The sequence below is a fragment of the Mycobacterium sp. 48b genome (assembly GCF_048282725.1).
In the GTDB taxonomy this organism is placed as follows: Bacteria; Actinomycetota; Actinomycetes; order Mycobacteriales; family Mycobacteriaceae; genus Mycobacterium.
Genome location: NZ_JBLVUL010000001.1, coordinates 806869 through 825344 on the forward strand (window position 1 = coordinate 806869; position 18476 = coordinate 825344).

Sequence of the window (18476 nt, forward strand, 5' to 3'; positions counted from 1 at the left end):
CCGCACGCACGCGAGGAGCCCGAGTAACCCATGGCAAAAAACGCCAGCCGCAGGAAGCGTCACCGCATCCTGGCCCTGATCGCCGCCGCGGCGATGGCACTCGTCGTGGTGCTGGTGGTGACGATCGTGGTGATCGTGATGCGTCGTCCCGAAACCCCGTCGGCGCCGCCGTCGGCCGAGCCGCCGGCCGGCGTGCCGGGCCCGTCGGCCACGCGTAAGCCGCGGCCGGAGTTCCAGTCCGCCGACTGCCCCGACGTGATGCTGGTCTCGATTCCCGGCACCTGGGAGTCGTCACCGCAGGACGACCCGTTCAACCCGACGCAGTTCCCCCTGTCGCTGATGAGCAACATCAGCCGGCCGATGGGCGAGCAGTTCGGGAAGGACCGGCTCGAGGTCTACACGGTGCCGTACACCGCGCAGTTCCATAACCCGTTCTCCGCCGACAACCAGATGTCGTACAACGACAGCCGTGCCGAGGGAAAGCGCACCGCGGTCAAGGCGATGACGGACATGAACGACCGCTGCCCGCTGACCAGCTACGTGATCGCCGGGTTCTCCCAGGGCGCGGTGATCGGCGGTGACCTCGCCAGCGACATCGGCAACGGCCGGGGGCCGGTCGACGAAGACCTGGTGCTGGGCGTGACGTTGATCGCCGACGGCCGCCGCCAGCTCGGTGTCGGGCAGGACATCGGCCCCAACCCGCCGGGCCAGGGCGCCGAGATCACGCTGCACGAGGTTCCGGTGCTCTCCGAGATGGGCCTGACCATGACGGGCCCGCGGCAGGGCGGCTTCGGGGCGCTCGACAAACGGACCAACCAGATCTGCGGCAAGGGAGACCTGATCTGCTCGGCGCCTGAAGAGGCGTTCTCGATCTTCAACCTGCCCAAGACACTGGAGACACTGACCGGCAGCGCGGCCGGGCCGGTGCACGCGCTGTACAACACACCGCAGTTCTGGGTGGAGAACGGCGAGACCGCCACGCAGTGGACGCTGAGCTGGGCCAAGGATCTGGTGGACAATGCGCCTCATCCCAAGCACGGTTGACACAGAACACGCCCGGAACACGACTCGCGCGGCGGATTTGGCCGGGACCGTCACGGTCCCTTAACATTAAGAGAAAAATAAGAGCTTTGCGCGTGCGTGGTTGGTTGACTAGAGCCGTCAGCTGACTCGTAGGCGTGGTCGCCGCGCCCGGTACGATCGTCCGGGTTTGGGTACGTACGGCCGCCGAGTGGCTGCAACGCACCGCCAGTGACGTGCGACAACGCGACGAGTACGGCTCTGACAGGAGAGTTATATGCCGTTCATCAATCCGTTCATCAAGGACGGTCAGATCAAGTTCCCTGACGGCGCCAGCATCGTTGAGCACGTCGAACGTTGGGCCAGGGTTCGTAGCGACAAGCTGGCATACCGCTTCCTGGACTTCTCGACCGAGCGTGACGGCGTCGCGCGCGACCTGACCTGGTCGCAGTTCAGCGCGCGCAACAAGGCGGTGGCCGCCCGGCTCCAGCAGGTCACCCAGGAAGGCGACCGCGTCGCCATCCTGTGCCCGCAGAACCTCGATTACCTCGTGGCCTTCTTCGGCGCGCTCTACGCCGGGCGCATCGCGGTGCCGCTGTTCGATCCGTCCGAGCCCGGCCATGTCGGCCGCCTCCACGCGGTGCTGGACAACTGCCACCCGTCGGCGGTCCTGACCACCACCGAGGCCGCCGAGGGCGTCCGCAAGTTCTTCCGCAGCCGTCCGGCCAACCAGCGTCCCCGCGTCATCGCGGTGGATGCGGTGCCCGACGACGTCGCCGCCACCTGGGTTCACCCGCAGGGGCCCGACGAGACCACCATCGCCTACCTGCAGTACACCTCCGGCTCGACCCGGATCCCGACCGGTGTGCAGATCACCCACCTGAACATGGCGACCAACATCGTGCAGATCGTCGAGGCGCTCGAAGGCGAGGAAGGCGACCGCGGTCTGTCCTGGCTGCCGTTCTTCCACGACATGGGCCTCGTGACCGGGCTGATCGCGCCGATGATCGGTCACTACTTCACCTTCATGACCCCGGCCGCCTTCGTGCGCCGTCCTGAGCGCTGGATCCGGGAGATGGCCCGCAAGGAAGGCGACACCGGCGGCGTCATCTCGGTGGCCCCGAACTTCGCGTTCGACCACGCCGCTGCGCGGGGTGTGCCCAAGGACGGGGAGCCGCTCGACCTGTCCAACGTCAAGGCCGTGCTCAACGGCAGCGAGCCGATCTCGGCGGCCACCGTTCGCCGGTTCAACGAGGCGTTCAGCCCGTTCGGCTTCCCGGCCAAGGCGATCAAGCCGTCCTACGGTCTGGCCGAGGCGACGTTGATGGTGTCGACCACGCCGGCCGCCGAAGAGCCCAAGATCATCTACGTCGACCGCGACGAGCTCAACACCGGTCGCATCGTCGAGGTGGACGGCGACTCGCCCAAGGCGGTCGCCCAGGCCTCGGCAGGCAAGGTCGGTGTCTCCGAGTGGGCCGTCATCGTCGATGCGGACAGCGCGACCGAACTGGCCGACGGCCAGGTCGGCGAGATCTGGATGAGCGGCCAGAACATGGGTACGGGCTACTGGGGGAAGCCGGAAGAGTCCATCAATGTCTTCCAGAACATCCTCAAGTCGCGGACCAGCCCGTCGCACGCCGAAGGCGCCGACGACGACGCCACCTGGGTCCGCACCGGCGACTACGGCGCCTTCTACGACGGCGACCTCTACATCACCGGCCGCGTCAAGGACCTGGTGATCATCGACGGCCGCAACCACTACCCGCAGGACCTCGAGTACTCGGCGCAGGAGGCCAGCAAGGCGCTGCGCACCGGGTACGTCGCGGCCTTCTCGGTGCCGGCCAACCAGCTGCCCGACGAGGTGTTCGAGAACGCGCACGCCGGCCTGCACCGTGACGACGAAGACAGCTCCGAGCAGCTGGTCATCGTGGCCGAGCGGGCTCCCGGTTCGCACAAGCTCGAAGTCGGGCCGATCACCGACGACATCCGGGCCGCGATCGCCGTGCGGCACGGTGTCACCGTGCGCGACGTGCTGCTGACCGCGGCAGGCGCCATTCCGCGTACCTCCAGCGGCAAGATCGGCCGTCGGGCCTGCCGTTCGGCGTACCTGGACGGCAGCCTGCGCAGCGGAAAGATCGCCAACGCGTTCCCCGACGAGACCGACTGATCTGAGCCAGGCATCACGCCGCCCATTGCACGACGAAGGTGACTTGAACATGGATGAAACCCAGAGCAATTCGAATCTTCCAGCGACCACCGAGTCTGCAGGCCAGCCGTCCTCGCGCCCTGACCTGACCGTCGCGGAGATGCGCGAGTGGCTGCGTAAGGCGGTGGCGAACGCCACGAGTCAGTCACCCGATGTGATCGACGAGACCACCCCACTGATCGAACTGGGTCTGTCCTCGCGTGACGCGGTGGCCATGGCCAGCGACATCGAGGACCTCACCGGTGTCACTCTGACGGCCACGGTGCTCTTCCGGCACCCGACCATCGAGTCGCTGGCCACGGTGATCATCGAGGGCGAGCCCGAACCCCCGAGCACCGACGACGAGGACTGGTCGCGGGCCCGCGACGTAGAAGACATTGCGATCGTCGGCGTCGCCACCCGCTTCCCGGGGGACCTCAACACCCCTGACGAGATGTGGGAGGCCCTGCTCGCCGGTAAGGACTGCATCACCGACCTGCCCGAGGGCCGGTGGGAGGAGTTCCTCGCCGAGCCGCGGATCGCCGAGCGCGTGGCCAAGGCCCGCACCCGGGGCGGCTACCTGTCCGACATCAAGGGTTTCGACTCCGAGTTCTTCGCGCTGTCGAAGATGGAGGCCGACAACATCGACCCGCAGCAGCGCATGGCGCTGGAGCTGACCTGGGAGGCCCTGGAGCACGCCCGGATTCCGGCGTCGAGTCTGCGCGGCACCAGTGTGGGTGTGTTCGTGGGCAACTCGACCAATGACTACCAGTTCCTGGCGGTCTCGGACCCGTCGGTGACCCACCCGTACGCCATCACCGGAACCGCGAGTTCGATCATCGCCAACCGGGTTTCGTACTTCTACGACTTCCGCGGCCCGTCGGTCGCCGTCGACACCGCATGCTCGAGCTCGCTGGTGGCAGCCCACCAGGGTGTGCAGGCGCTGCGTTCCGGTGAGGCCGATGTGGCCATCGTCGGCGGTGTCAACGCGTTGATCACCCCCATGGTGACGGTCGGCTTCGACGAGGTCGGCGGCGTGCTGGCCCCGGACGGCCGCATCAAGTCGTTCTCCTCGGACGCCGACGGCTACGCCCGGTCCGAGGGCGGCGGCATGCTGGTGCTCAAGCGGGTGTCCGACGCCCGTCGCGACGGCGACCAGATCCTGGCCGTCATCGCTGGTAGCGCGATCAACCACGACGGCCGGTCCAACGGCCTGCTCGCCCCCAATCCCGATGCGCAGGAAGCGGTTCTGCGGAAGGCCTACAAGGACGCCGGGATCAATCCGCGGACCGTCGACTACATCGAGGCGCACGGCACCGGCACCATCCTGGGTGACCCGATCGAGGCCGACGCCCTGGGTCGCGTGGTCGGACGTGGTCGCGAGGCGGACAAACCCGCGCTGCTCGGTGCGGTGAAATCCAATGTGGGCCACCTGGAGTCGGCGGCAGGCGCGGCGAGCCTGGCGAAGATGACGCTGTCGCTGGCCAACGACAAGCTGCCGCCGTCCATCAACTATGCCGGGCCCAACCCGTACATCGACTTCGACAAAGAGCACCTCAAGGTCAACGACACCGTGTCGGACTGGCCGCGCTACAGCGGTCATGCGATCGCCGGTGTGTCGGGCTTCGGCTTCGGTGGCGCCAACGCGCACCTGGTGCTGCGCGAGGTCCTGCCGTCGGATCTGGTCGAGCCGGAGCCGGAACCTGAAGCTGCCGAGGACAAGTCGGCTGCCGATGACGCCAGCGCGACCTACGTCGGCGGTGTGCGGATGGACGAGTACGGCGAGTTCATCCACGATGAGTCGGAAGCAGACGAATACCCGGCCTACGACGAGGCGACGCATGAGCTGCCTGGTCTGACCGATGAGGCCAAGCGCCTGATCGAGGCGTCTCGCGAGGAACTGGCCGCCGCCGACGCCGCCGAGCCCGTCAAGAAGGTTGTCCCGCTTGCCGTCTCGGCCTTCCTGACCTCGCGCAAGAAGGTCGCCGCCGCCGCGCTGGCGGACTGGATCGACAGCGAAGAGGGGCGGGCGTCGTCGCTCGAGTCCATCGGACGCTCGCTGTCTCGCCGCAACCACGGCCGCTCGCGTGCCATCGTGCTGGCCCACGACCACGACGAGGCGGTCAAGGGCCTGCGGGCGGTCGCCGAGGGCAAGCAGCATCCGAGTGTGATCTCGGCCGACGGCCCGGTCACCAACGGCCCGGTGTGGGTGCTCGCCGGTTTCGGTGCGCAGCACCGCAAGATGGGCAAAGAGCTTTACCTGCGTGAGCCGGTCTTCGCCGAGTGGATCAACAAGGTCGACGCCCATATCCAGGATGAGCGCGGGTACTCGGTCGTCGAGCTGATCCTCGACGACGCGATCGACTACACCAACGAGACCTGCGAATACCCCATCGAAGTGGTCCAGACGGTGATCTTCGCCATCCAGGTCGCGCTCGGTGAGTTCCTCAAGGCCCATGGTGCGAAACCCGGTGCAGTGGTGGGGCAGTCACTCGGTGAGGCGGCCGCCGCGTACTTCTCCGGCGGATTGTCGCTGGCCGATGCCACCCGGACCATCTGCTCGCGCGCGCACCTCATGGGTGAGGGCGAAGCGATGTTGTTCGGCGAGTACATCCGCCTGATGGCGCTGGTCGAGTACTCGGCCGACGAGATCAAGACGGTGTTCGCCGATTACCCGGGCCTTGAGGTGTGCGTGTACGCCGCTCCGACCCAGACCGTCATCGGCGGCCCGCCGGAGCAGATCGACGCGATCATCGCCCGGGCGGAGTCCGAGGGCAAGTTCGCCCGCAAGCTGCAGACCAAGGGCGCCAGCCACACCCAGCAGATGGACCCGCTGCTCGGTGAGCTGTCCGCCGAGATCCAGGGCATCGAAGCGCATCCGCTGAGCACCGGTTACTTCTCGACCGTGCACGAGGGCAAGTTCATCCGGGCCGGCGCCGAGCCGATCCACGACGTGGAGTACTGGAAGAAGGGCCTGCGACACAGCGTCTACTTCACCCACGGCATCCGCAATGCGGTGGACAACGGTCACACCACGTTCCTGGAGCTGGCACCGAACCCGGTGGCGCTCATGCAGGTTGGGCTGACGACGGCTTCGGCTGGGCTGCACGACGCGCAGCTGATCGCGACCCTGGCCCGCAAGCAGGACGAGGTCACCTCGATGGTCACGGCCATGGCGCATCTGTTCGTCCACGGCCATGACCTGGACCTGCGGACCCTGTTCCCGCGCAAGTCCACCGGCCTGGCCGGCGCGCTGGACTTCGCCAACATCCCGCCGACCAAGTTCAAGCGCAAGCAGCACTGGCTGGACGCGCACTTCACCGGCGACAGCTCCACGGTGATGCCCGGCAACCACGTCGCCACACCCGACGGCAAGCACGTCTGGGAGTTCGTGTCGAAGGGCACCGCTGACCTGGCTGCCCTGGTGAAAGCCGCTGCCGCGCAGGTGCTTCCGGACGCCAAGCTGACCGCGTCGGAGCAGCGGGCGGTGCCCGCCGACGGCTCCCGCCTGGTCACCACGTTGACCCGGCACCCGGGCGGTGCCTCGGTGCAGGTGCACGCGCGGATCGATGAATCCTTCACCCTGGTCTACGACGCGATCGTGACCCGCGGTGGTGCGGCGGCTGCGCTGCCGACCGCGGTGGGTGCGGGTGTTGTCGCCGAGCAGGTTTCGGCCGCCCCGGCGTTGGCCGAGCCCGAGCCCGACGCCGAAGATGACGCCGAGATCCTGACCGACAACCTCACTCAAGGCGCCAACCTCGGTGCCGGCTTTGCCAAGTGGTCACCGGATTCCGGCGAGACCATCGCGCAGCGGCTCGGCACCATCGTCGGCGGTGCCATGGGCTACGAGCCCGAGGACCTGCCATGGGAGGTGCCGCTGATCGAGCTGGGCCTGGATTCCCTGATGGCGGTGCGCATCAAGAACCGCGTCGAGTACGACTTCGACCTGCCGCCGATCCAGCTGACCGCGGTGCGTGACGCGAACCTGTACAACGTCGAGGACCTGATCAAGTACGCGATCGAGCACCGCGACGAGGTCGATCAGATCGCCGAATCCCAGAAGGGCAAGACGGCCGAGGAGATCGCCGCCGAGCAGTCCGAGCTCCTGGGTGGAGCCTCCACGGTGGCCGAGCTCGAGGCCAAGCTGGCCGAGGCCGGACATTCGGTGGGGGAGAAGGCCGATGAGGTCACCGGGGTGGACCCGGTTGCCGAGGCCGCCGCCATCGAGGGCCTGGAGATCCCACCGGCGCCGAGCGATCCGAGTGGTCCGGCCGTTCCGCCGCCGCCGTCGGATCCGTCGGGCCCGGCCGGCCCCAGCAAGGCCACCGCGGCTGCGGCCGCCGCCAAGGTGCTCACCCAGGAGGCGGTCACCGAGGCGCTTGGCGCCGACGTGCCCCCGCGTGACGCCGCGGAGCGGGTCACCTTCGCCACCTGGGCGATCGTCACCGGCAAGTCGCCGGGCGGCATCTTCAACGAGCTGCCCTTCGTCGATGTCGAGACGGCGACCAAGCTGTCCGAGCGGCTCTCCGAGCGCGCCGAGGGCACCGTGACGGTCGAGCAGGTCCGTTCGGCCAAGACCATCGAAGAGCTGTCCACGATCGTGCGCGATCAGCTGGAAGAGGGCGTGGTGGACGGGTTCGTCCGTACCCTGCGGGCTCCCAGCGAAAGCACTGCGGGCACCTCCGGAAAAATCCCGCTGTTCGTGTTCCACCCGGCCGGCGGATCCACCGTCGTCTACGAACCGTTGATCAAGCGGCTGCCTGCCGATACCCCGATCTACGGCATCGAGCGGGTCGAGGGCTCCATCGAGGAGCGCGCCGCCGAGTACGTGCCCAAGCTGCTGGAGATGTACAAGGGCCCGTTCATCCTGGCCGGCTGGTCGCTGGGCGGGGCTCTGGCCTACGCGTGCGCGATCGGCCTGAAGCAGGCCGGCGCCGATGTCCGGTTCGTGGGCCTGATCGACTGTGTTCGCCCCGGCGAGCCGATCGACCAGAGCCAGGCGGGGATGCGGGCCCGCTGGGACCGCTACGCGCGGTTCGCCGAGCGCACCTTCAACGTCGAGGTCCCCGCGATCCCCTACGAGGAGCTCGAGAAGCTCGACGACGAGGGCCAGGTCAAGTTCGTGCTTGAGGTCGTCGCGCAGAGCGGCGTGCAGATCCCCGGCGGCATCATCGAGCACCAGCGCACGTCCTACCTGGACAACCGCGCGCTGGACACCATCGAGATCCAGCCGTACGACGGACACGTCACGCTCTACATGGCCGACCGCTACCACGATGACGCGATCGTGTTCGAGCCCGCCTACGCGACCCGCCAGCCCGACGGCGGCTGGGGCGAAGCGGCCTCGGACCTGGAGGTCGTGCACATCGGGGGCGAGCACATTCAGGCCATCGACGAGCCGTACATTGCCAAAGTCGGTGCTCACCTGAGCGAGGCGATCAACCGTATCGAAGCGGAGAGCGAGAGCAAGTGACGAACAAAACCACGGCTGAACTGCTGGCCGAGCTCCGCGAGAAGCTGGAACTGGCTTCCGATCCGGGCGATGAGAAGGCCAAGGCCCGCCGCGACAAGAAGGGCATCCCGAGCGCCCGCGCCCGCATCCATGCGCTGCTCGATCCGGGCAGCTTCCTGGAGATCGGCGCGCTGGCCAAGACGCCCGGTGATCCGAGCGCCTTCTTCGGCGACGGCGTCGTCACCGGTCACGGCACCATCAACGGACGACCGGTCGGTGTGTTCAGCCACGACCAGACGGTGTTCCAGGGCTCGGTCGGCGAGATGTTCGGCCGCAAGGTGGCCCGGCTGATGGAGTGGGTCGCGATGGTGGGCTGCCCGATCATCGGTATCAACGACTCCGCGGGCGCCCGCATCCAGGACACCGCTACCTCGCTGGCCTGGTACGCCGAACTCGGTCGCCGGCACGAGATGCTGCGCGGCCTGGTCCCGGAGATCTCGCTGATCTTCGGCAAATGTGCAGGCGGAGCGGTCTATTCGCCGATTCAGACCGACCTGCTGGTGGCCGTGCGCGACCAGGGCTACATGTTCATCACCGGTCCGGACGTGATCAAGGACGTCACCGGCGAAGACGTCAGCTTCGACGAACTCGGCGGGGCCGACGTGCAGGCGCAGCGTGGCAACATCCACAAGGTGGTCGAGTCGGAGGCCGCGGCCTACCAGTACGTGCGCGACTACCTGAGCTTCCTGCCGTCGAACCACTTCGACGACGCGCCGGTCATCAACCCCGGCCTGGAGCCCGAGATCACCCCGCACGATCTGGAGCTGGACTCCATCGTCCCGGACGCCGACAACATGGCCTATGACATGCACGAGATCCTGTTGCGGATCTTCGATGACGGCGACGTGTTCGAGATCGCCGATCAGCGGTCTCCGGAGCTGATCACCGCGTTCGCCCGGGTGGACGGTCACCCGGTCGGTGTGGTTGCCAATCAGCCGATGTTCATGTCGGGTGCCATCGGCAACGAGGCCTCGGACAAGGCGGCCAGCTTCATCCGGTTCTGCGATTCCTACAACCTGCCTTTGGTTTTCGTGGTCGACACCCCGGGTGCCATGCCGGGTGTCGCCGAGGAGACGGGCGGCATCATCAAGCGCGGCGGCCGGTTCTTCAACGCCATCGTCGAGGCCGACGTGCCGAAGGTGACCGTGATCATCCGCAAGGCCTACGGCGGCGGGTACGCGGTGATGGGTTCCAAGCAGCTGACGGCTGACCTGAACTACGCCTGGCCCACCGCGCGGATCGCGGTGATCGGTGCCGAAGGCGCGGCACAGCTCCTGGTCAAGCGGTTCCCGGATCCGACCGCCCCCGAGGTGCAGAAGATCCGCGCGGACTTCATCAAGGGCTACAACGACAACATGGCGACGCCGTGGATCGCGGCCGAGCGTGGCTACATCGACGGCGTGATCCAGCCGCACGAGACCCGCTTGCTGCTGCGCAAGTCCCTGAAGCTGTTGCGGGACAAGCAGAACGGTCCCAAGGTGCAGCGCAAACACGGCCTGCTGCCGCTGTAGTTCCCTCCGGCACCGCGAGCGTGCGTGTCTGCTGCCAGAAACGCCGTGATCGGGCAGCAGCCCGCGCACACTCGTCACGCGCGAGCGTGCATCGCCTGCCGTGGTTTGCGGTGAGCGGCCAGCGCACAGTCTTACTCACAAGCGTGTAATTCGAAATCGCACCTTGTGAACTGCGGTGACGGCGGGCCCAGGGAAAACTATCCACAAGTTATCCACAGGACACCCGTGTTGGCTGGATGATCGGCTGGTTAGTCTGAGGGCGAAAGGGGATCGCCTGTGAGCACTGCTGTCGTCGTGGGTAGTGGGCCCAACGGGCTCGCGGCCGCCATCGTGCTGGCCCGGGCTGGGCACGAGGTCACCGTGCTTGAGGCGGCCGACGAAGTCGGCGGCGGTGTGCGCTCGGGGACCCTCGACGGTGTGGTGGTCGACCACTGCGCGGCGATACACCCGATGGCGGTGGGGTCGGCGTTTCTGGCCGGGCTGGACCTGGAGCGGCACGGATTGCGTTGGCGCTGGCCAGAAATCGACTGCGCGCATCCGCTCGACGGCGGTGCCGCCGGCCTGCTGCATCGCAGTGTCGAGCAGACCGCGTCCGGGCTGGGTGGCGACGGCCCGCGTTGGCGAGCCCTGTTCGGTGGCCCCGCAGCCCGTTTCGACACGCTCGCCGACGACATCATGGGCCCGTTGCTGCGCATTCCCGCACATCCGTTGACGCTGGCCCGGTTCGGGGCACCCACGGTTCTGCCCGCGTCGGTGCTGGCCCGGATCTTCCGGACCCCGGAGGCCCGCGCGTTGTTCGGAGGTGTTGCGGCCCATACCTTCCGGCCGTTGCACTACCCGCTGACCTCGGCGATCGGGCTGGGTATCCTCACCGCCGGACACCGGCACGGCTGGGCCGTTGCCGAAGGCGGGTCCCAGGCCATCACCGATGCCTTGGTCTCGGCGCTGACGCAGTTCGGCGGCAAGGTGCACACCGGGGTGGCGGTCACTGCCGCAGCTCAGTTGCCGCCGGCCGACATCACCATGTTCGACCTCGCGCCGACGGCTGTCGCGGAAATCCTGGGCGACCGGCTTCCGCGCCGGACAGCTCGCGGTTTCCGTCGATTCCGTTACGGTCCAGGCGCATTCAAGGTGGATTTCGCGGTACGTGGCCCGGTGCCGTGGACCAATCCTGAGGTGGGCCGGGCCGGGACGGTGCACCTGGGCGGCGATTTCGACGAGATCGCGGCCACCGAGCGGGCGATCCATGCCGGGCGTATGCCGGGCCGGCCGTTCGTCCTGGTGGGCCAGCAGTACCTGGCCGATCCGGGGCGATCGGCCGGGGACATCAATCCCGTCTACGCGTACGCCCATGTGCCGAACGGATATACCGGTGACGCGACCGATGCCATCGTCGCGCAGTTCGAGCGGTTCGCGCCGGGATTCGCCGACCGGATCGTCGCTACTGCGGTGCGCTCGACGACCGAGATGTCGGTGTACAACCCGAACTATGTGGGCGGCGATATCTGCACGGGCGCCAAGGACATCCGCCAGCTGGCGTTCGGGCCCCGGCCTACGCTGGCGCCCTATGACCTCGGGATTCCGGGAATGTACATCTGCTCGGCCGCCACGCCGCCTGGCCCGGGTGCACACGGAATGTGTGGCGCCAATGCCGCGACCCGCGCGCTGGCTCAGCTGCGCCGCTAGCCACCGCGCCGATTTCTACACGCGGGCTGCAACTTTCGCGGAACGCAACCCTTGTGTAGAAATCGGCGGCGGATTGGCTAGGGCTTGATGCGGATGCGGCCCGGCTTGTCGAGCCCGGAATGTGTCGCAGTCCCAAGCTCGATCGTCGCCGGCGTCGCGTCGACGATGGTGTCGAACTTGCGCAGCGAGCCCCAGTCGCGGCCCCAGTCCTTGTTCAGGTACGTGGCCATCACGTGCTGGCGCAGCAGCAGGTCACTGATGCCCAGCAGGCCGCCGTTGATGCCGTCCTCCCAGGTGTCGGTGTCCTTCATCTTGGCGTTGTAGTCCGGGGTGATCCGGAACTTCGGCACCTCGGTGACACCGTTGGCGTGCAGCATCGGCTGCTGGCACGGGAAGGCCAGGCCCACAGCCCAGTCCATCAGCACGGGCTGCTGCGAGCCGATGTACTCCTGCACGGTCTTGACCTCGGGCACACGCGGCGGCGTGACCGCGATCCAGTCGCCGAGGCTCAGCGACTTGTCCTCGGCGATGACCCGGACGTACGTCGCATCGGCGGGAATCTCGCTGCGATCGAACCGCAGGTTGCGCCACGACGGGATCGGTCCGAGGTCATAGGGCAGCACGCGGCCGGCCGGCACCGCAGCGCCGTCGGGGCCGGGCCGTCCGTACTCCAGCTGGACCGTCTGCCCTTCTGTGCGGCCGTTGAAAATGCTGTTGCCGGTGATGGTTCCGGCTGCGGTGACGACGACCAGCGGGTGGGCGGCGTCGGGCGCGGGCAGTTGGTACCAGGCCGAGGCCAGCTTGCTCTCCTGCTGAGCCGGGCCTTCGACGTAGCTGCCTGCCAGCGGAACCCGCGCCGGGTCGAGCCCGTAGGGCAGCGGCACCGTCGATCCGTTGACGCCCGGGGTCTTCAGCTCTGCGGCCGCATTCCAGTCGGCGTCGATGCCCGGCATCGGCACGGTGATCCGGATCGCTTCGGCGACAATATGGTCCGGCACGCCGTTCGGGGTGAACCCGGTCGGTGCCGTGCCGCCCAGCGGTCCCAGCGGTCCGTAGTCACCCGGCAGCGGGGTCAGGAACCCGTCGTTGGTGTCGGGTTCGACGAGCACGTCGTCGGCCAGACCGCAGCCACCGGCGAAGGCACGCAGGTTCGACGACGCGTTGGAGTAGGTGCCGTCCTGGCGCACCACCCCGTAGAGCATCGAACCGACGAACACCACCACCATGAAGCCGGCCGCAACCGGCACCGGTGCGGTGGTCAGTGCCCGCGCCAGCCGTCCCTCGGCCGAGGGACGCAGGTGTAGCCAGTACGCCCACAGGGCGGTGACGGCGAACAGTGCGAAGAAGATGGCGCTCACGGTGATTCCACCGATGTTGGGCTTGTCGTTGTTGAACGGCACGCCGTAGCTGGACACGTACCACCAGCCGTTGGTGGTGGCGAAGCACAGCGCGAGCACGAAGAGCACCGCCGCGGTGAAGGCCATCCGGTTGCGTGCCGAGCGCAGCACCGCAGGCCCGGCCAGCACCGTCACCACCGCTGCCATCGCGGCACCCACCGCGGCGAACAGACCGAAGTGGTGCACCCACTTGGTGGGGGTGAACATCAGGCAGAACATGGTGGCAAAGATGATGCCCATCAGGCGCCATACCGGCCCGCGGGCCACGCCGGGAACCCGCTTGCGCCGCAACATGATGAACAGCGAGGCGAACAGGCTCAGCGCGGTGATGATGAAGCCGAACCGGCGGGACAGCGAGCCGTCGACGGTCGGCAGGATCAGGTAGTAGTAGCGCAGGTTCTCGGTGTACCACTCCTGGCTCGGGCCGATCGCAGTGCGAATCCTGGTGGCCTCCAACACCGTTGCCAGTGTCTGGTCGGCGAACACCACGGTCAGGATCACCGTGCCCGCGGCCAGCAGCGGCAGCACCAGCGGCCATACGCCCAGCGTGCGGCCGCGACGCACCAGGATGCGCAGCAGCGGACGGCCACCGGCGAGCAGCGCGGCGACGGCGATCAGGCCGGTCGGCTGGATGCCGAGGGTGAAGGCCGCGGAGATGATCGCCATGGCGGCCGGTGTGAGCCTTCCGGAGATGATGGCCCGTTCGATCAGCACGTAGGTGATCAGGGCGCCGGTGGCGATCTGGCCCTCGGGGCGCAGGCCGTTGTTGAACGGCATCCAGGCCGCCATCAGAACCAGGCCCGCCGCCCACAGTGCCGGCTTGGAGGCGATCACCGCGGGGCCGAGGCGCGGCAGCACCTCACGCGACAGCAGCAGCCAGCACACCAGCGCACAGATCAGGTCGGGCAGCCGCATCCAGATGCTGGCGTCGCTGACATGGGTCATCAGGGCGAGCAGGTTGTAGAACCAGCCGAACGGATCCTCGGGGCTGCCGAACCAGCGGAAGTAGTTCGACATGTAGCCGGCGTGGTCGGCCACGCGCGCCATCTGCAGGATGTAGCCGTCGTCCGACGAGTTCGCCCCGATCACATGCCAGCTCAGGAACCCGCCGACCACCACCACGTCGACAGCGCTGAACGTGCGCCAGCGTGACGGGATCAGGTGGTGCATCCGCCGGCCGTCGAGCCGGTCCAGCCGCCACAGCGCCAGCACCGCGACCACCGTGGCGGCGATGCCGAGCAGCATCGCCACCAGCTTGAGAGCGGTGGGCTTGGAGGTGAACCGGGTGTCGATCGTGGCCGACAGGGAAAGCCCTTGCGGGGCAGGCCCGCTCAGCTCGGTGAAGACTCCGACGATCTGGGGCCGCAGGTTCGGGTCGGCGAACCCGGTGCGCAGCTCCTTACCGTCGGTGCCGCTCAGCCCGACGAACGTGGCGAAGGTGCCCGCGTCCGATGACGTGATCTCGATCCGCTGACAGGCCGCGGAGTTGGCCTTATCCCGCGTCACGCTCGCGATCACCACGTTGCGGTCCGTGATGTCGACGCGCTTGCTGTTGACGTTGACGAACAGCGCGTTGAGCGCGGCCTGCCTGCCCTCCTTGGGGGCCGTGCCCAGCACCAAGCCGCCCTCGGGCGGCATCGACCGGATCACCTCACACGGCACCGTCACCGACATGGTGACCGGCGTCTGGGTGATCAACGGCGCGGTGACGCTGTTCATCTGGCCGGCCTGCGGCCAGTTCAGTGTGGCGGTGGTCTGCACCACCGGCAGTAGCGGTGTGGCCACCGCACAGAGGAAGCCGATCAGGCCGGCGATCATCGCGACCCAGCGGGTCAGCTGAACACCCTTGTCAGCGCTGTGTTCGCGCACGGTCGTGGTCATGGCAGGGCCCGGATCGGTCCGGGCCGGCTGAAGCCGAACACTCGCTGGGTTCCTTCATCGACGTTGGCGACGGGCGCCTGTCCGGCCGGCACCACCGGGTCGTATTTCTCGATCGAGCCCCAGTCCCGGTACCAGTCGTCACGCAGATACGTCGGAATGGTCGACGTGCGCAGCAGCGCCTGGATGAAGAGGAAGGGACCACCCTTTTGGGCGGACTGCCACATGTTCGACGACACCACCACTTGCTTGACGTTGGGAAGGATGCGGTACTCCGGCAGCTCGGCCACGCCGAGACGTTCGGAGAACGGGCGCTGGCAGGGGAAATTCGCGGCGGTCGCGATATCCATCAGCACCGGGGTCTGCGCGCCGAGGAACTGCTGCGCGGTCTGCAGGGTCGGCACCCGCGGCGGGGTGAAGCCGAACCACTGGTCATCGGACAGGTTCGGATCGTCGGCGACGATCCGCGCCACGTTGGCCTCCGGCGGCGCCCAGGCCAGCGGGAAACGCAGGTTGCGCCAGGCGTATTGGGCGAACACGTCGATCGGCTGAACGGCGTCGAGGGCCTGGAAGCTGCCGTCGGGACGGTGCACGCCCCACTGCAGCTTCAGCGACTGGCCGTAGTGGAACTCGTGTTCTTCGTCGTAGTACCAGATGGCGCCTGCGGCGGCGACCGTCACCAGCGGCCGGTCCGCGGTGCGCGGCGGCAGTTGGTACCAAGCCGAGGTGGCCTTGGCGGCAACGGTGTTCTCCTTATAGCTGCCCATCACCGGGGTGCGCGCCGGGTCCAGGCCGAACGGCAGGTACACCCGGGACCCGTTGACGCCGACGGGTCCGTAGCCGCCGCCGGTGCCCGCGGCGTAGGCGATGCCGACGTTGGGCTTGTTGGGCGATCCGTCGGAGTTCACCGTGCCGGGGTTGGCGACGACGGGCTTCGGCGGTTCCAGCGTGTCGCTGATTCCGTTGGGGGTGAACCCGATCGGGTTCTCGCCGCCCAGCGGGCCGTACTCGCCGTAGGTCTGGCCTTCGACCGGTTGCAGCATGCCCGCATTGGTGTCGGCCTCGACCAGAACGTCGTCGGCCATGGCGCAACTGTCCGACGACAGACCTGAGGTCAGCGCCGAGAGGTTGGCCTTGGCGGTGGTGTAGACGGGGTAGCGCTGGACGAAGCCCTTGGTCATCGACCCGACTTCGAGCACCACCATGATGGTCGCGACCACCAGCAGCGGCGTCGACGCCAGTGCCCGGTTGCGGCGGGTGTTGGCCACCTCGGTGTGCCCGGCGTAGTCGATCCGGAAGTGCAGCCAGCCGGCCAGTACCGCGGTGACGATCGCCAGCGCCAGGAAGATGGTGGTCACCGGGAATCCGGCGATCACGGGCTGGCGGTCGAACCAGGGCACGCCGTAGTTGCCGACGTAGAACCAGCCGTTGATGCCCGAGGTGGCCCACGCCAGCACGAACAGCAGCGCGGTGACGTAGAGGGCCAGGTTGCGTCGGCTGTGCAGGCCCACGAGGGCGAAGGCGAATGCCGTCACCGCCCCGAGGGCAGCCGCCAGCCCGGCGAAGGCGCCGAACTGCACGGCCCACTTGGTCGGGGTGAAGTGCAGCAGGAGCAGCCCGATCGCGGTGGTGCCGATCAGTCGCCAGACCGGGCCGCTGGCCAGCCCGGGCACCCGGCCCTTGCGCAGCAGCACCGCGATCATGCCGAACAGGCACAGCATCATGGCCAGCACGGCGAACCGTCGGGTGAGTGACGAGTCCACCGAATCTTCCACGGTCAGGAAGTAGTAGCGCAGGAATTCCTGGTACCAGGAGATGGTCGGGCCGACGGTGTACTTGATCCGGGCCGATTCGGCGACGCTGGCCAGGGTCTGGTCGCGGAACACGACGACGAAGATCAGGGCGGCCGAGCCGGCGAGCGCGGCGAGTGCGGGCAGGGTGACGCGGCGGCTGCGGATGATGCCGACGACGCTGCGCGCGCCCACCAGCAGCGGGGCCAGCGCGATGATGCCCTGCGGGGCCAGGGTCACGGTGAAGGCGGCGACGATGATCGCCAGCGCGGTGGGCCAGATGCGGCGGGTGGCGATCGTATTTTCCACCAGCGCCCACACCGCGAGCACGCCGAAGGCGATCAGCGGTTCGGGACGCAGTCCGTTGTTGAACGGGAACCAGGCGGCCAGGAAGACCGCGCCCGCGGTCCACATCGTGACCCGGTTGCGCGCGACGCGCCGTCCGAGCCGGGGGATCACCCAGCGGCTGAGCAGCAGCCAGGTGCCGATGGCGGCCAGGGTGGCGGGTACGCGCATCCAGATGCCGGCCGTGCTGATCGTGGCGAACTGGGCCAGCACGGACTGGTACCAGTCGAACGGGGCCTCGGTGGCGCCGAAGTAGCGGAAGTAGTTGGCGGTGTAGCCGGCGTCGGCCGATACCCGCGCGATGGTCAGGTTGTAGCCGTCGTCCGACGAGATGGCGCCGATGACGTGCCACAGCAGCAGGCCGCCGATGACGCCGATGTCGGCGATCCAGGTCGAGAGCGGAACCTTGACGAAGCGCCGCCAGGCACCCCGAACCGTGTGGCCTGCGCGCCGGTCGAGAACGGCCAGCGCGATGATCGAGGCCACCACGCACACCACTCCGAGCGCCATCACCAGCAGTTTCAGTGCGGTCGGGGAGGTGATGAAGCGGGTGTCGATGTCGACGCGGGCGCTGAGCCCGGGCTGCGGGGTCACCTTCAGATCGGTGAACAGTCCGGCGACCTGAGGCTTCTTCTCCACGGCCGCCGTGCCGGTGGCGCCGGGGATGCCGACGAAGTCCGCGCCGACGCCGCCGAGGTTCGCCCACAGGTGCAGCGCGCTGCATCCGCCGGCGTTGATCGCCGCGCGGGGGGCGACGGCGGCCACGGAGTCGCGGAACGCCACGACCACGGTTTCGGTGTTGGCCCGCACGAACAGCCCGTTGCGGCTGGCGTCGATGCCGCCCGAGGGGATCGTCGAGAACACCAGGCCGCCCTCGGCCGGAAGCGTCGCGATCGCCGAGCACGGAATGGACACGTCGAGCGACTGCGGGGCGCCCGACACCAGCGGTGCCGTCACCGCGGTGACGTTTCCTCCGGCATCGGTGCCCTGCGGCCACAGGATGGTCGCGGTGGTCTGTTTGACGGGCAGCAGCGGCACCAGCGCGCACAACACCACACCCGCGATGCCCGCGACGATGGCGATCAGGCGTGCGATGCCCACAACACGGTCGGTTGGCTCATCGGAAGGCACGAGGCTCGATGTTATGCGACC

The 18476-nt window shown here is 68.0% G+C and carries 7 protein-coding genes; 5 read left to right on the forward strand and 2 right to left on the reverse strand.

The window, feature by feature from the left end; all coding sequences use genetic code 11:
- Positions 1–30: 30 nt before the first annotated feature.
- From ACNQR1_RS03815 to ACNQR1_RS03835, 5 genes are all read left to right on the forward strand, one after another.
- Entirely contained in the window at positions 31–1044 is a 1014-nt protein-coding gene (locus ACNQR1_RS03815) for a cutinase family protein (protein ID WP_418044165.1), read from the forward strand.
- A 253-nt stretch (positions 1045–1297) separates the two neighbouring features.
- Positions 1298–3187, forward strand: coding sequence for a long-chain-fatty-acid--AMP ligase FadD32 (gene fadD32 / locus ACNQR1_RS03820; RefSeq protein ID WP_418044167.1), 1890 nt, complete (start codon positions 1298–1300; stop codon positions 3185–3187).
- A 49-nt stretch (positions 3188–3236) separates the two neighbouring features.
- Positions 3237–8678 carry a polyketide synthase Pks13 gene (gene pks13, locus ACNQR1_RS03825; RefSeq protein ID WP_418044169.1) on the forward strand — a complete coding sequence of 1814 codons (5442 nt, stop codon included), beginning with the start codon at positions 3237–3239 and terminating at the stop codon, positions 8676–8678.
- Positions 8675–10228 carry an acyl-CoA carboxylase subunit beta gene (locus tag ACNQR1_RS03830; protein ID WP_418044171.1) on the forward strand — a complete coding sequence of 518 codons (1554 nt, stop codon included), beginning with the start codon at positions 8675–8677 and terminating at the stop codon, positions 10226–10228. Before pks13 ends, ACNQR1_RS03830 begins: the two co-directional genes overlap by 4 nt.
- A 276-nt stretch (positions 10229–10504) precedes the next feature.
- The gene (locus ACNQR1_RS03835) at positions 10505–11914 is read left to right on the forward strand and encodes a phytoene desaturase family protein (protein WP_418044174.1); all 1410 of its coding nucleotides are present in this window, start codon (positions 10505–10507) and stop codon (positions 11912–11914) included.
- A 77-nt stretch (positions 11915–11991) separates the two neighbouring features.
- On the opposite strand, the gene ACNQR1_RS03840 is transcribed toward ACNQR1_RS03835, so the two are convergent.
- Together ACNQR1_RS03840 and ACNQR1_RS03845 are read right to left on the reverse strand one after the other, a co-directional pair.
- Complete coding sequence (locus tag ACNQR1_RS03840; RefSeq protein ID WP_418044176.1) at positions 11992–15192, reverse strand: arabinosyltransferase domain-containing protein; 3201 nt, start codon at positions 15190–15192, stop codon at positions 11992–11994.
- Positions 15189–18455, reverse strand: a complete 3267-nt coding sequence (locus ACNQR1_RS03845) for an arabinosyltransferase domain-containing protein (RefSeq protein ID WP_418044178.1) — start codon at positions 18453–18455, stop codon at positions 15189–15191. Before ACNQR1_RS03845 ends, ACNQR1_RS03840 begins: the two co-directional genes overlap by 4 nt.
- Positions 18456–18476: the final 21 nt, after the last annotated feature.

Bases quoted from the DNA above. Each gene is read 5' to 3' on its own strand.
- ACNQR1_RS03815 (WP_418044165.1), top strand. From the start codon at position 31: ATGGCAAAAAACGCCAGCCGCAGGAAGCGTCACCGCATCCTGGCCCTG.
- fadD32 (WP_418044167.1), top strand. From the start codon at position 1,298: ATGCCGTTCATCAATCCGTTCATCAAGGACGGTCAGATCAAGTTCCCT.
- pks13 (WP_418044169.1), top strand. From the start codon at position 3,237: ATGGATGAAACCCAGAGCAATTCGAATCTTCCAGCGACCACCGAGTCT.
- ACNQR1_RS03840 (WP_418044176.1), bottom strand. From the start codon at position 15,192: ATGACCACGACCGTGCGCGAACACAGCGCTGACAAGGGTGTTCAGCTG.